The organism is Neobacillus sp. OS1-32, from assembly GCF_030915425.1.
In the GTDB taxonomy this organism is placed as follows: Bacteria; Bacillota; Bacilli; order Bacillales; family Cytobacillaceae; genus Neobacillus; species Neobacillus paridis.
In genome coordinates, this window is the sequence record NZ_CP133263.1 from 1115105 (window position 1) to 1128306 (window position 13202).

At 41.6% G+C, this 13202-nt stretch carries 15 protein-coding genes and 1 pseudogene; 3 read left to right on the top strand and 13 right to left on the bottom strand.

Features of this window, described 5'->3' with window-relative positions; all coding sequences use genetic code 11:
• Nucleotides 1–7: 7 nt before the first annotated feature.
• The 10 genes and pseudogenes from RCG24_RS05685 to RCG24_RS05730 form a co-directional block, all read right to left on the bottom strand.
• Nucleotides 8–2074: a thioredoxin domain-containing protein gene (locus RCG24_RS05685; RefSeq protein ID WP_308078564.1), complete on the bottom strand. Its 2067-nt coding sequence runs from the start codon at nt 2072–2074 to the stop codon at nt 8–10.
• A gap of 101 nt (nt 2075–2175) precedes the next feature.
• Nucleotides 2176–2742, bottom strand: coding sequence for a peroxiredoxin family protein (locus RCG24_RS05690; protein ID WP_308078565.1), 567 nt, complete (start codon nt 2740–2742; stop codon nt 2176–2178).
• A 35-nt stretch (nt 2743–2777) separates the two neighbouring features.
• Nucleotides 2778–3446, bottom strand: a complete 669-nt coding sequence (locus tag RCG24_RS05695) for a hypothetical protein (RefSeq protein WP_308078566.1) — start codon at nt 3444–3446, stop codon at nt 2778–2780.
• A gap of 134 nt (nt 3447–3580) precedes the next feature.
• Nucleotides 3581–3943, bottom strand: coding sequence for a rhodanese-like domain-containing protein (locus tag RCG24_RS05700; RefSeq protein WP_308078567.1), 363 nt, complete (start codon nt 3941–3943; stop codon nt 3581–3583).
• A gap of 486 nt (nt 3944–4429) precedes the next feature.
• Nucleotides 4430–4725 (bottom strand): annotated as a pseudogene (locus RCG24_RS05705) (rhodanese-like domain-containing protein).
• Nucleotides 4726–4816: 91 nt separating this feature from the next.
• Nucleotides 4817–5080 (bottom strand): metal-sensitive transcriptional regulator, encoded by a 264-nt coding sequence (locus RCG24_RS05710; protein WP_202651220.1) that lies wholly within the window; start codon nt 5078–5080, stop codon nt 4817–4819.
• Nucleotides 5081–5169: 89 nt separating this feature from the next.
• Entirely contained in the window at nt 5170–6840 is a 1671-nt protein-coding gene (locus RCG24_RS05715) for a CoA-disulfide reductase (RefSeq protein ID WP_308078568.1), read from the bottom strand.
• A gap of 180 nt (nt 6841–7020) precedes the next feature.
• Nucleotides 7021–8049: a spore photoproduct lyase gene (gene splB / locus RCG24_RS05720; RefSeq protein WP_308078569.1), complete on the bottom strand. Its 1029-nt coding sequence runs from the start codon at nt 8047–8049 to the stop codon at nt 7021–7023.
• A 15-nt stretch (nt 8050–8064) separates the two neighbouring features.
• The gene (locus RCG24_RS05725; RefSeq protein WP_374049149.1) at nt 8065–8298 is read right to left on the bottom strand and encodes a transcriptional regulator SplA domain-containing protein; all 234 of its coding nucleotides are present in this window, start codon (nt 8296–8298) and stop codon (nt 8065–8067) included.
• Nucleotides 8299–8384: 86 nt separating this feature from the next.
• On the bottom strand, nt 8385–8552 hold the full coding sequence (locus RCG24_RS05730) for a hypothetical protein (protein ID WP_308078571.1): 168 nt from the start codon (nt 8550–8552) through the stop codon (nt 8385–8387).
• A gap of 313 nt (nt 8553–8865) precedes the next feature.
• Between RCG24_RS05730 and RCG24_RS05735 the strand changes: the two genes are divergently transcribed.
• The 3 genes from RCG24_RS05735 to dsdA all read left to right on the top strand — a co-directional run bounded on the left by RCG24_RS05735 (nt 8866) and on the right by dsdA (nt 10819).
• Entirely contained in the window at nt 8866–9162 is a 297-nt protein-coding gene (locus RCG24_RS05735; RefSeq protein WP_308078572.1) for a DUF2642 domain-containing protein, read from the top strand.
• Nucleotides 9163–9255: 93 nt separating this feature from the next.
• Nucleotides 9256–9369 (top strand): YjcZ family sporulation protein, encoded by a 114-nt coding sequence (locus RCG24_RS05740; RefSeq protein WP_202651209.1) that lies wholly within the window; start codon nt 9256–9258, stop codon nt 9367–9369.
• Nucleotides 9370–9487: 118 nt separating this feature from the next.
• Entirely contained in the window at nt 9488–10819 is a 1332-nt protein-coding gene (gene dsdA, locus RCG24_RS05745) for a D-serine ammonia-lyase (protein ID WP_308078573.1), read from the top strand.
• A 40-nt stretch (nt 10820–10859) separates the two neighbouring features.
• Here dsdA and RCG24_RS05750 read toward each other — a convergent pair whose 3' ends face one another.
• The 3 genes from RCG24_RS05750 to RCG24_RS05760 all read right to left on the bottom strand — a co-directional run bounded on the left by RCG24_RS05750 (nt 10860) and on the right by RCG24_RS05760 (nt 13157).
• Nucleotides 10860–11519, bottom strand: a complete 660-nt coding sequence (locus RCG24_RS05750) for an amino acid ABC transporter permease (RefSeq protein WP_308079120.1) — start codon at nt 11517–11519, stop codon at nt 10860–10862.
• A gap of 57 nt (nt 11520–11576) precedes the next feature.
• Complete coding sequence (locus tag RCG24_RS05755; protein WP_308079121.1) at nt 11577–12329, bottom strand: ABC transporter substrate-binding protein; 753 nt, start codon at nt 12327–12329, stop codon at nt 11577–11579.
• Nucleotides 12330–12548: 219 nt separating this feature from the next.
• A complete protein-coding gene (locus RCG24_RS05760; RefSeq protein WP_374049150.1) occupies nt 12549–13157 on the bottom strand; it encodes a phosphatase PAP2 family protein in 609 nt (202 codons plus the stop codon).
• Nucleotides 13158–13202: the final 45 nt, after the last annotated feature.

Here is a 13202-nt window from a genome sequence, read left to right on the forward strand (position 1 = left end):
GTATCTTTTACACGTCATTTTTTGCTGTGGCAATCATTTTTATTGCTTCATTGATATCGGTTGTAGGTTTGTTGCAAACGAAATTTTCGCAAACATAGATGGTCGTCTGCTCATTGATCGTTTGATATTCCTTCGTGAACGGAGCGATTTCTGCTAATTTACCACGGTCGGAACTGATCAAATAGGTAATTTCAGGATGGAATCCCTGCTGCAGTTCTTTGACTAGTGTCGACGATCGTTCATCACGCTCCAGTACAATGACCTCTTTCATTCCCATCTGTGTCAACAAATAGCTTTGCAACAGGAATGTTTGCCCTGCTGGATATTGCGTTAATTCAACGCTAAAGGTGTTAAACAACTGCTGCACTTTTTCCTCTAATTGAAAATTGCCTGTAAGCCGCGCCAAACGGATCATTTGCATCGCCGCGACACTATTTCCCGAAGGAATAGCTCCATCATAGACCTCCTTTTGCCGGACTAACAATTCCTCGTTATCGTTGCCGTAAAAGAAAAATCCACCCGCCTCATCATCCCAAAACAGTTCTAGCATTTGCTCGGTTACTTGAACGGCCCTTTGTAAATAGCGCAGTTCTAATGTACTTTCATACATTTCTATATAGGCCCATACCATGAAAGCATAATCATCAATAAAGCCCTTCTGTTTTACTTCTCCGTCACGATAACGGACCATTAAGCGATTTTTCAAAACAAGGTTTGTTTCAATAAAGCGGATTGCTTTTTCCCCGGCCAAAATAAACTCCTTCTGGTTAAAAACCCGGCCGGCCTTTGCGAGCGCCGCAATCATCAGTCCATTCCATGACGTGAGGATTTTGTCATCTTTGTGAGGATGAACCCTTTGATTACGAACTTTAAATAGCTTTTCCCGCGCCGCTTCCAATTGGCCAAGCAGCTTTTCATCTTCAAGCCCATTTTGCGACGCAAATTGCTGTACATCCTGGTGAATTAAATTCGGAATGTTTTTTCCCTCGAAATTCCCCTGGGTTGTAATATCATAAACATGGCAAAATAATGCTCCCGTTTCCTCGCCAAGGACCTTAATGATTTCTTTAGGAGTCCATACGTAAAATTTGCCTTCTTCCCCTTCGGAATCAGCATCTTCAGCAGAATAAAATCCCCCTTGCGTGTGCTGCATGTCACGGAGGACATAGGTGAGAATCTGCTCGGCTATTGTTTTAAAAAGTCCCTCCTGCGTAACTTGGTAGGTTTCAGTATAGGCGATGGCAAGCAAGGCATTATCATAGAGCATTTTTTCAAAATGGGGAACCAAAAATTGATCGTCTACCGAATAGCGGGAAAAACCGTAGCCAATGTGATCATAAATACCGCCCTTGGCCAGGCCCTTTAAAGTCTTGACAACCATGTCCAGGGCATAGCGCTCACCGCTGTATTGATAATAGCGCAGCAGAAATGTCAACGAGTGTGGCATCGGGAATTTGGGGGCCTGTCCAAAACCTCCATACTTCCCGTCAAATGTTCTGACAAACTGCTTGTATCCCGCTTCAATCAGCTGTTTCGTTATTGGGGCGGTGGCTTTGCTTTTACCGGGCTGTAAGGCCTCTAACACGCTGCCGGCAACTTCGTTTATATGGTCGGGATCGTTTTGGTATTTCGAGGATAAGCCCGCGATGATCTCTTTAAACCCAGGATAACCGTAACGGGCTTCTTTTGGAAAATAAGTGCCCGCATAAAACGGAACTTTATCCGGCGTCATAAATATACTCATCGGCCAGCCGCCATGTCCGGTCATCATTTGACAGACGTTCATATAAATGGAATCGATATCGGGACGTTCCTCGCGGTCGACTTTAATGGAAACAAATCGTTCATTTAAAAGCCTTGCGACCTCTTCGTCCTCAAAGCTTTCACGCTCCATCACATGACACCAGTGGCAAGTCGAATAACCAATACTGACGAAAACGGGCTTGTTCTCCTGCTTGGCTTTTTCAAAAGCTTCAGGTCCCCAAGGAAACCAATCGACCGGATTGTAAGCATGCTGCAGCAAATAGGGAGATTTCTCGGTAATTAAGCGATTGGGCTTTTTATTTATTGCCATGAATTCACCTACTTTTTTAAAAATCACTACGCTTTCCTAAGTTTACCCTAAAAATAGAAATACTTCCAAATTGCTAACAGCCTAAAGTCTTGTTGTAAAAATTAGTCAATGCTCTTGATAAGCTCGGTCATCATTTCCTTATCCATTGGGCCGATTATTTTCTTTTTGATGATTCCATGAGAATCAATAATATAGCTGGTCGGAATCGTGAAGGCTTGATAAGCCTCACCTATTTCTCCTGAGCTGTCGAGTAGGATTGGAAAGGTCAAACCGTAATCCTTGACAAATTTCGCAACATCTTTTGGATTTTTCTCTCCTGTTGTTAAATTAACGGCCAGGATTTCGATATTGTTGCCCTTCTGTTCCTGATAAAATTTCTGCATATGCGGCATTTCCGCTTTACATGGCGGGCACCAGGTCGCCCAGAAATTGAGAATCAGCCTCTTCCCTTTCATATCAGAGAGGCTTATTTGTTTTCCGTCTAGAGTCTGCAATTCAAAATTAGGTGCTCTGTTTCCTTCTTGAAAGCCAATTTTTGTTGATCTTTGCTGAGATGGCCGAGCTTCCTGCACCGTTTTTTCAGCTTCTGTTGGTTTTGAGGTATGATCATAAATGGCCCAGCCAACCAGTCCAAGCAAAAGGATGATGGCAATGATTTTTTTAAACATGAGGTCACTCCTTCTGACGGAAAAATAGTTATAAATTAAGATTTCGACTTTTTATCCCAAAAAATTAATGAAACAATTATCAGGGCAACGAAAAACCACTGTTGTGCTGAAAAAAACCATATTTTCCGTTCAACGCTCAGCTGTAAGAACGATAGGCTAAGGCTAAGAAACGAAAATAGGATGAGACTGGAAAAAATTCGCTGTTGGGTAACCATCTGATGTTTCCAAAATGCGAAAATGACGATTGCAAATGTGTATAAACCTAAAATAATATGATTCAACTTCTGCTCCTCAAGCAAAAGCGTGGCCAAGAGGTGATAAACGCCTATCACGGTGAAACTGTATAAGAATCCGGATTGTAAAGTAAGCCTATCTGTTATGTTGGATTTATTTGCTTTAAAAAAATAGAAAATGATCGAGCCGACAACGGCGAGAACGAGCCCTGTCGTTCCCCCGGTAAAATATAATAATGACAAGGGGCTTTTAATTACTAGTACTGGATCAATAATAAATAAACTCCCTTTCCAGCAAATAAAACCGAAAAATAAGCTATTAAAAAATAAATCGATAACTTGTTTATGTAGTATTTTTTCTTGTGTTCGCCTCAACCACAGCTTCAAAATCGCCAGCCCAATAAATAGTGCCGCCCCAAGCAGCAGCCATTTAAGCAAAATAGCGATAGAACCCATTTGGATAACCTGCATCTGGTTCCCCCTAATGAAGATGGCATAGCTCTTTACCTGTTATACCTTAAGGGAGTATAACAGGCAAAGAATATTCAATACGTAATTTTAACATTATAATAGATGATATGATAAAAATTAGATTCTCATTTTGTTTAGTACCAGGCACTCATGCCGCCTTTTACATTAATTACATTTGAGTATCCTAGTTTTTTCAACAATTTACTGGCCTGTTTGCTTCTCATTCCGCTTTGACAAATGACGACTACTTCTTTTTCCTTGGACAGTTCCTTTGCAGCCTTTTGTCCAAGCTGCTGGAGCGGGATATTTTTGAACCCTCTTATATGATTTCCTTTATATTCCCCAGGTGTACGGACATCGACAAATTGTTTGTTCTTGTCATTTAGAATGGTTTTTAATTCAGCAGTAGAAATATTGGTGATCCCTTTTACAGGCAAGAACCGCTTAACGATCAGAAAAATAAGTAAGGCAATAATAAGATAATTTAGATATTGCATTTTGCAACCTCCTATACCGGTATGGGTATTGAAAAATATAAAATTAGATTCATCAAAGTTTAGAATTCATTCTTATTTTCAGAAAAGAAGGCAGCTTAAACCGCTGCCTATTCCTTATACCCGGAGCAGCTTAAATTCTCCGCCTCCAAATAAAGATTTAACATAATCCAGTTTTGTTTGATTAAAATATACTTGGTCTCGTTCATTGACCAAAAATTGAATGCCGTCCTGTTCCGTGATTTCATCACTATCTAAAGCTGACTCTTCCAGAGTCAGACGAAGCTGCGGACCCCCTCAGCCAATTCCCATAGATAAGCGGATTAGCGGTTTTTTCCCTTCATCAATCACATCTTGAACCTCTTTGGTAATCGCTGTGATGGCAGCAGGCGTAACTTTTAGCATGATGTTTTTCCTCCATTTTCATTTAAGATAGAATCAGTTTTCCCGGTTCTGAAAAACGTATTTGATCTAGATTTTACCTATGGTTTATTCTACTCGGCCAGTCCAGGCAAGCATTCCACCATTCATGTTAGTGACATTATATCCATAGCTTTCAAGGAATTGGGCCGCTCGGAAGCTCCTCCCCCCGAATGGCAAACAATGATATATTCCTTTGATTTGTCCAATTCTTGCATGCGAAATTCTAACAGTCCTAGTGGGATGTTCACTGCACCTGGAATTTTGCCTGTCGCTACTTCACTTACTTCACGAACATCGATAATATTTAATCGTTTATTTTGGTTCAGTAAGGCCTCAACTTCTTTTGCCGTGATTTGTTTCATTTAACATTTTCCCCTTTCCTTTTGATACCTCTTTAGCGTTTTACCCATATGGGTATACTGGATTGCTAAATAAAAAGGGTATTCACCCTTTTTATCGACTTCTAACCAATAAATTCACCGCTTCTTTTACTAAATCTTCCATATTCTGCTCTCCTTGATCGTTGGCTTTTTTTACACAATCAACCAAATTGGAGCTGACTATCACCCCAATGGCGCGATCAATCGCCGTTCTGGAGGCGGATAGCTGTGTAATGACTTCTTTACAATCTTTATTTTCTTCCATCATTTTTAAGATTCCTCTTAATTGTCCTTCAATCCGCTTGACGCGATTTTTTATTTGATCATTATATTCCATGATGCTCCTCCCTTCGATGGGACTTACTAATAAGCAAAATATTATACGTATGAGGGTATATTGTCAACATTTCTGAAATGTTAATATTATTAATTCGCATTTTTGTTTACATTGCTTCCATAAACTGCTGAATAGGTTTTCCAGCCACCGTCAACATTTTTCACCCGAAAGCCGTGGTTTTTTAGAATTCGGCTGGCCAAATAACCTCTTAGGCCAACTTGGCAGCTGACATAAATGGTCTCGTCTTTTGGCAGTTCTGATAACCGCTTCCGCAAATCATTTAATGAAATATTGATGGAACCCTTAATATAACCAGCTTCCCGTTCCATAGGTTCGCGCACGTCAATTAACAGTCCGCCATTCGCAACAATTTGGTCGACTTCATGCCATTGAATATGCTCCAATTCGCCATCCATGATATTTGTTGCCACATAGCCGGCCATATTTACCGGATCTTTTGCAGAAGAAAATGGAGGTGCGTACGATAATTCCAGGTTGGTTAAATCCTCCACTGTCAACCCGCCTTTAATCGCCGTGGCAATAACGTCCATCCGTTTATCGACCCCATCCGCTCCAACTGCCTGGGCCCCATAGATTTTGCCCGTTTCCTTATCAAAAATCAGCTTTAAGGCAATTGGCGCCGCTCCAGGATAATAACCGGCATGGGAGCTTGGATGAATATGGACCACTTCATAAGAAACACCTAAACGTTTTAATGTTTTTTCGTTATTCCCCGTAGTCGCAACGGCCAGATCAAACACTTTCGCAATCGAAGTACCCATCGTGCCTTGATACTTCTCGGCTTTTCCCATGATATTATTGGCGGCAATCCGACCTTGACGGTTTGCCGGTCCGGCAAGCGGAATCATCACCTTTGTTTCGTTTATATAATCGACGACCTCGATGGCATCGCCTACAGCATAAATGTCAGCGTTTGAGGTTTGCAGGTATTCGTTAACAATGATTCCTCCCCGCTCGCCTAATTCAAGACCGGCATTTTTCGCTAATTCATTTTCCGGTCTGACGCCGATCGCAAGAATCGTTAACTCTGTTTCAATTTCTGTGCCATCTGTCAAAATCACTTTCTTTCCAGCATCGGAAAAGGCTTCAACGCCGTTTTCAAGAATTAACTTGACCCCTTTTTCTGTTAAATGAGTGTGCAAAATACTGGCCATTTCTAAATCAAGTGGAGCCATAATCTGATTGCCACGTTCGATTATGGTTACCTCAATTCCTCTAGCGGCAAGGTTTTCAGCCATTTCGATGCCAATGAATCCCCCGCCGATAATAACCGCCTGTTTCGGCTGGGCAGTATCGACATAATGTTTAATGTTATCAGTGTTTGGAATATTTCTCAAGGTGAATAAAGATTGATTCTCTTGTAACCCGGGAATAGGTGGAACAATCGGTCTGGCTCCGGGAGATAATAGTAATTTGTCGTATGTTTCTTCGTATATTTCACCTGTTTGTAAATTCTTAATTGAGACCGTTTTATTTTCCGGATGGATGCTTACCGCTTCACTTAATGTACGAATGTCCAAGTTGAAGCGGTCTGACATTCCTTTGACCGTTTGTACCAGCAATTTGTTGCGTTCTTTAATGGTTTCGCCAATGTAATAAGGCAGCCCGCAATTTGCGAAGGAAATATGCTCCCCGCGTTCAATTAAAATAATTTCAGCATCTTCACTTAATCTTCTTAACCGTGCAGCAGCGGTAGCACCGCCGGCCACCCCGCCAATAATAATAATTTTTTTGGTCATTTCAAAACCCTCCGTTTATTAAAAATACCCCATGGGGTTTATACCTATATGGGTATTATAACTCACAAAAAAATTTTGTAAAGAGTTTTTACTCACTATTCAATATTTCTTCAAAATCTGCAATTATAAAAAACACACAATGTTTCGCATCGAAAAATCGTGTGCTTCCTGCAAATCATTTTAAGTAAAGTATTCCAATTTCGCCTTGGGGAAAAATTTCTCCATGTAGGAATAAAGATGACTTTTAATATCTTCTTCTTGTTCCTTTTGATAGACATACTTGCCAATCCCGTATTTGCCCCATTTATATCTTCGTGCCGCTTCATCCAATTCTAATTTAGTCATTGGGTAGTTCTTTTCAATAATCCGCTTGGCGGGTTTGGTAAATCGGTGTTGAATAAATTCAAAGGTGATATCATCCCTTGCATCCATTGGCAGCTCGGCATCGAGCCGCTCGAACAAATGATGGTAGCCTTCCTCCCAGCCTTCATGCAGGTAAATCGGTGCGACGATAAATCCAAGCGGATAACCGGCTCTCGCAACTTTTCCGGCTGCTTCAATTCGTTTGGCCAATGGTGAGGTCCCCGGCTCGAAATTTTTAATCACATAATCGGCATTCACACTAAAGCGAAACCGTGTTTTTCCATTATGTTTTGCATCAAGCAAATGATCGACATGATGAAATTTCGTCACAAACCGCAGTTTGCCCAGATCTCGTTGGCCAAAATGTTCAATCGCCCGTTTTAATGTATGAGTTAAATGATCGATTCCAACAATATCCGATGTACAGGAAGCTTCAAATCTGGTAATTTCGGGAGCCCGTTCCTCCATGTACTGATCAGCCGCATCTAAAATCTCATCAACATTCACATAAGTGCGGATGTACGGCTTCGTTCCCATTGTCGTTTGTAAATAACAGTAATGACAATGCCCCATACAGCCGGTGGCAAACGGAATCGCGTATTCTGCTGAAGGCTTTGATGTATCAAACTTAAGAGTCTTGCGAATCCCCACTACAAGCGTTGATTTTGCGATTCGGTACTTTTGAAAATCGTTGTCACCCGGAAGGTTTCTGACTTGGTTATGGGAGGTTGTATAGCGAATCTCGATATTCATCTTTTCAAATTTTTCTTTTAGCTGTGCCCCAAGCGGGTATTCTAATGCTTTCGGTTCAAAGTAGACGAGATGAGGCGTAAATGGTTTGATCATGCCAGGCCCTCCAGTTTAAAAATCTCCGAAATACTGCTCATAGGCTTGAATTGCTTCCGCTTCACTTCGATAAACCGCTATTTCATTCGTTAACGGATAATAGGTTTCATAAAGAAATAATGCCAATTGGTCGGGATTGTCGGGATGATTTACAACTGCCGCTGCTTGGACGTTGGCGACATCCTGTGTATGAGGATTTCGATAAAATACATAGACGAGATCTCCTGGATTATAGGCTTGATTATCCATAGTTACTTCCACATTGTTCACCTTCCTAGCGGATATTTAGAAAAATCAAATGCTGCAAAGAAAAAACGCCGCGGTAAGGCGTTCATTTAAGACGTTGAATTAGGCTGGTCCGACATATTGCTTCCTCCCTCAGCAACTGGGTCCATTTCCCCATAGCCAGTTACATTGCCGGCGTGCTCTTCGTGATATTGCGAGCCTGAATTTTGTTGCGTAGCTGTCATTCCCTTATGGTTGCTGCGATTATTTTGCTTCATGAAACATCACCCCCTGTTACCATTAGAGTTTGTAATCGGTATGCAGTTATTCAGCTGTTCAAGCATGAAATTATTCCAGTCCTGGCTATTTTTTCTGAGTTCTAGCACCATTTCAAAAAATGAATTTTGTCCAATATAGGTATTATCTTCAATTATTTGTCATTTCATAATGAAATCGTTGAATCCTGTTAGCAAGAGCAAAAGAAAAAACGCTCTTGCTTTTTATTAGGAAATTTTTTATAAAAATCCGATTAAGACAATCCCATTTTTATTGGTTTTGCATTAACTATTTCTGAGAGGAGGAGTTGGTTAAATGATGAGCGAGAAAACATTCCATCAAGTTGCCGGTGAGCTTCTACATCATGAAGTCATTGTCATTACCAGACAAGGTAATTTTGAAGGAAAGCTTCTTAGTGTTGGCAACGATGTAATCGTCCTGGAATCACGCCAAATGGGGGGACGCCCTGTCAAACTATTCATTCGGATTGAAGAAGTAGTAGCAATTTATCGGGCAGAACGCAGACCTCCAATGGGTCCATTCGGGTTTATGCCGATGGGTGAGGAGTTTGAGGAATCCAGCGAAAAACACGAAATACACGAAAGTAATTAGAGCCGAAAAAAATAGCCGAAAAAACTGCATGTTTGTCTATACGCCCTTTCAAATCCAACATACGCTGTAGTAAACGTGTTGGAGGTGAAGGATATGAGTGGCGGCGGATATTCAGGCGGAGCAGGATTTGCTCTTATTGTTGTACTCTTTATTCTGCTGATCATCGTGGGCGCAAGCTTCATGGGCGGCTATGGTTTCTATTATTAAGAAATAACCATAAGGTGTTTATTGAAAACAGTCATGGATAAAAACATGACTGTTTTCTCTTTTCTCTCTTTTTTGATGTGGTACACTTGTTTTATCATTTGATGTAAGGAGGGCTAAAATGGAGAGATTCAATAGCCAAGCATGGCTGCAAAACCACACAAATCCTTTCATTCAGAAACTCATTTCCTTAGAAGAAGTCATTTGGTTTAATCCCAAGCTTGAAGCGTTCCAAGCCGGTATCGAAAAATGTCCGCTTTCCTTCAGCGATGTGCTGGAAGCCGAGAAAAGATTAAATCGCTTTGTCCCTTATCTCACTAAGGTGTTTCCGGAAACACAGGCGACAAATGGGATCATCGAATCTCCCTTGGTAAAAATACCGCAGATACAGGCAAAACTGGAAGATGATTACGAGCAGCAGATTTTTGGCGATTTATATTTGAAATGTGATAGTCACTTGCCTATCTCAGGATCGATTAAAGCTAGAGGCGGGATTTATGAAGTGCTCAAGATTGCCGAGGATTTGGCCCTAAGTAAGGGGATGTTATCCATAGAGGATGATTACTCCATCTTGGCTAGCGATAAGTTCCGCTCCTTCTTCTCGAAATATTCCATCGCCGTCGGTTCCACCGGTAATTTAGGCTTAAGCATTGGCATCATGAGTGCCAAATTAGGTTTTTCCGTTACTGTCCATATGTCGGCAGATGCCAAGCAATGGAAGAAAGGCCTTTTACGTAGTAAAAACGTTAAGGTGATCGAATATACCGCAGATTATAGTAAAGCTGTCGAGGAAGGAAGACGGTTGGCCGAAGCTGATCCAACATGCCATTTTATTGATGATGAAAATTCCCGTGACTTATTTTTAGGCTATGCGGTAGCCGCCCTCCGCTTACAAAAACAACTGGAGCTTGCGGGAATCACTGTTGATGAGAATCATCCCTTATTTGTCTATTTACCATGCGGAGTGGGCGGCGGTCCCGGTGGCGTCGCCTTTGGACTAAAGCTTATATTTCAGGACCATGTTCACTGTTTCTTTGCCGAACCCACCCACTCCCCATGCATGCTGCTTGGACTTATCAGTGGACTTCATGACAAAATTGCCGTTCAGGATATCGGGATTGATAACCAAACAGCCGCAGATGGCCTTGCGGTTGGAAGACCTTCGGGATTTGTCGGCAGGGTAATTGAACCCTTCTTAAGCGGCAGCTATACGATCAGTGACCAACAGATGTTTAAGCTGCTAAAAGATCTCGCCGATACTGAGGGAATTTATTTGGAACCGTCCGCCCTTGCCGGAATGATTGGACCGGTGAAACTAGCCGCAGAAGGGCAGCATTATCTTGAAAACCACGATTTATCGACTAAAATCAATCAGGCCGCCCATATTGTCTGGGCCACCGGCGGCAGCATGGTCCCGAAGGAAGAGATGGAACAATATTACCGCAAAGGCTGATGCCAAAAAGGACAGAGTGAATGAAACGGCTCCGTCCTTTTTAGGCTGTTTTGGAATCTAAGCTCATCCTTTTCTCCAACTGCTTTAACAAAAAGGAAAACAGCATCACGAGTGCTAAGTAATAAATACCTACAACGATATAGGATTCCAGCTGGCGGAAATTAGAGGCGGCTTCGCTTAAACCGGATCCCCAAAGCTCCGCCATCCCGACATAAGCTACTAAGGATGAATCCTTTAGTCCGATGATAAATTGATTGCCAAGAGGTGGGATCGAGAATTTAAAAGCCTGTGGCAAAATGATCTTGTGCATGGCCAGCGGATAACTCATCCCCAGCGAACGAGCTGCTTCCATTTGTCCTTTGTCAATCGATTGAATCGCTCCACGGAAGATTTCAGCAATATAGGCACCATTATGCACAGCCAGTGCCAAAGCTCCAGCCCAAAACTGTGAAAATGTCACAATCGAGGCCATCCCGAAATATAGGATGGCAATTTGCACGATTAACGGTGTACCGCGGATCAGACCAATGTAGATTGTTGCAAGATAGTTTAACAGCTTACTGCTGGAAATTCTAAAAAACGCGAAAATAAGTCCAATTATGCAGCCTAGGATTAACGATGTGACCGTTAATTGCAAGGTCAACAAAGCAGCGCGGGGGAACACATCTAACGTGTTAAGAAAAATATCAAAGATTATCATCACCTTCTTTTGAATCAAAGGGTGCCTGTCCGCTGGAAGCAACACCCTTTGAAACTCTTACTCTCCTAAAATATTACGGCCGAACCACTTTTTACTGATGTCTTCATAGGTTCCGTCTTTTATAATTTCCGCAAGTGCTTTATTCAACTTATCCAACAACTCTTGATCTTCTTTACGGACGGCAATCCCTTGGTCATCCTGGGTCATGGTTTCACCGACATCTTTAATCTTGATGGCACCTTCCTTTATAATCGGCAGTCCAACCATTTGGTCGGTGATCACCGCATCGAGTCTTCCTGTCGGCAAATCCATTAATGCGGTAATATCGCTGTCATATTCAACAATCTTCTTTTTATCGGTATATTTTAAGGCCAGTTCCTTATATGTGCTTGCCTTTACCGCACCGATTTTCTTACCTTTTAAATCTGCTGGTCCGGAAATGTCTTGGTTGTTTTCAGCAACAAACACCTGTGCACCGGAGCGGTAATATGGATCGGTGAAATTAACCGACTTGAGCCGCTCCTCGGTAATCGTCATACTGCCTATAATCGCATCATATTTTTTCGCCTGTAAGCCCTGGATTAAAGTTTCCCAAGGATTGGTAACGGCAACCGGCTTCATTCCCATTTTTTTCGCCAGCGCTTCGCCAATTTCGACATCGAATCCCTGTAATTTTCCATCCTCTTTGAAATTAAACGGTTTGTATAAGCCGCTCATCGCATAATGAAATTCCTTTTGCTCCCTCCCTTTTCCTGAATCTTTTTCCTTCGCCTTATCCTGTCCGCAGGCACTAACCACCAGGATTACCATCAGCACGATTAGGAATAATCCTGACTTCCCTAATTTTTTCAAACTACCACTCCCTTGTCATCGTCACCTACTAAATCGTATTAAACAAAATTCTGTTTTATTCGCATCTTTGATTAGGTTCCCGATTAAAGCCCGGTATTTTACCGTTTCCTGGACAGCAAAAAGGCACATGCTGTAGAGCTTGTGCCTTAATGCCCGGACAAAAATTGTTTGCCCATTTTATTTGTTTTTCACATATACGGCTTTCGATTTACTGGGAACACGAAGTGAGAATAATTCAAACGTAAATCCATAGATAAAGGCTACCAGAAACATCGAGCCAACCATGTCAAAAATCACATGCTGCTTGACAAACAGCGTCGAAACAATAATCAGACCGCCGCCGATATGAAGCAGAATATTGTTGATCACATGCTTATTTTTAATATGCAGCGAGGCCAGCATGATTGAAAAAGTCGTTTGAACATGAATGCTCGGGAAGCAGTTGTACGGCTGGTCAATGGTGTAAATCCATTTCACCAAAATCGTTAGGATATCGTTTCCTTCAACAGGCGGTCTCGGCACCGTCGTTTGAAAGAAGAAATAAATGACAAAGCAAGCCAGTTCCCCAAGACTCAGCAATAATAAAGTTTTCAAATAGACCTTGGTATCCTTAAAGCAAAAATAGACTAAAAAACCAGCAAAATAGGCATACCAAAGGATATATGGAATGATAAAAATTGGCATATACGGGATCATTTTATCAATTGGTGTGATTAAATCCGTTGCATTTTGCGCATTGGCATTTAATAATCGATATACTAATCCAAGTAATGGTATGACTGACATCAACAACAAATAGGGGGCCTTTTTTAAAAAAAACTTCAAACTCTC

What these genes read in the sequence shown, in the direction of transcription:
- RCG24_RS05735 (WP_308078572.1), top strand. Translation starts at nt 8,866, where the DNA reads ATGATGAGCGAGAAAACATTCCATCAAGTTGCCGGTGAGCTTCTACAT.
- RCG24_RS05730 (WP_308078571.1), bottom strand. Translation starts at nt 8,552, where the DNA reads ATGAAGCAAAATAATCGCAGCAACCATAAGGGAATGACAGCTACGCAA.
- splB (WP_308078569.1), bottom strand. Translation starts at nt 8,049, where the DNA reads ATGATCAAACCATTTACGCCTCATCTCGTCTACTTTGAACCGAAAGCA.
- RCG24_RS05700 (WP_308078567.1), bottom strand. Translation starts at nt 3,943, where the DNA reads ATGCAATATCTAAATTATCTTATTATTGCCTTACTTATTTTTCTGATC.
- RCG24_RS05755 (WP_308079121.1), bottom strand. Translation starts at nt 12,329, where the DNA reads ATGGTAATCCTGGTGGTTAGTGCCTGCGGACAGGATAAGGCGAAGGAA.
- RCG24_RS05695 (WP_308078566.1), bottom strand. Translation starts at nt 3,446, where the DNA reads ATGCAGGTTATCCAAATGGGTTCTATCGCTATTTTGCTTAAATGGCTG.
- dsdA (WP_308078573.1), top strand. Translation starts at nt 9,488, where the DNA reads ATGGAGAGATTCAATAGCCAAGCATGGCTGCAAAACCACACAAATCCT.
- RCG24_RS05715 (WP_308078568.1), bottom strand. Translation starts at nt 6,840, where the DNA reads ATGACCAAAAAAATTATTATTATTGGCGGGGTGGCCGGCGGTGCTACC.
- RCG24_RS05710 (WP_202651220.1), bottom strand. Translation starts at nt 5,080, where the DNA reads ATGGAATATAATGATCAAATAAAAAATCGCGTCAAGCGGATTGAAGGA.
- RCG24_RS05750 (WP_308079120.1), bottom strand. Translation starts at nt 11,519, where the DNA reads ATGATAATCTTTGATATTTTTCTTAACACGTTAGATGTGTTCCCCCGC.
- RCG24_RS05690 (WP_308078565.1), bottom strand. Translation starts at nt 2,742, where the DNA reads ATGTTTAAAAAAATCATTGCCATCATCCTTTTGCTTGGACTGGTTGGC.
- RCG24_RS05740 (WP_202651209.1), top strand. Translation starts at nt 9,256, where the DNA reads ATGAGTGGCGGCGGATATTCAGGCGGAGCAGGATTTGCTCTTATTGTT.
- RCG24_RS05685 (WP_308078564.1), bottom strand. Translation starts at nt 2,074, where the DNA reads ATGGCAATAAATAAAAAGCCCAATCGCTTAATTACCGAGAAATCTCCC.
- RCG24_RS05760 (WP_374049150.1), bottom strand. Translation starts at nt 13,157, where the DNA reads ATGTCAGTCATACCATTACTTGGATTAGTATATCGATTATTAAATGCC.
- RCG24_RS05725 (WP_374049149.1), bottom strand. Translation starts at nt 8,298, where the DNA reads ATGGATAATCAAGCCTATAATCCAGGAGATCTCGTCTATGTATTTTAT.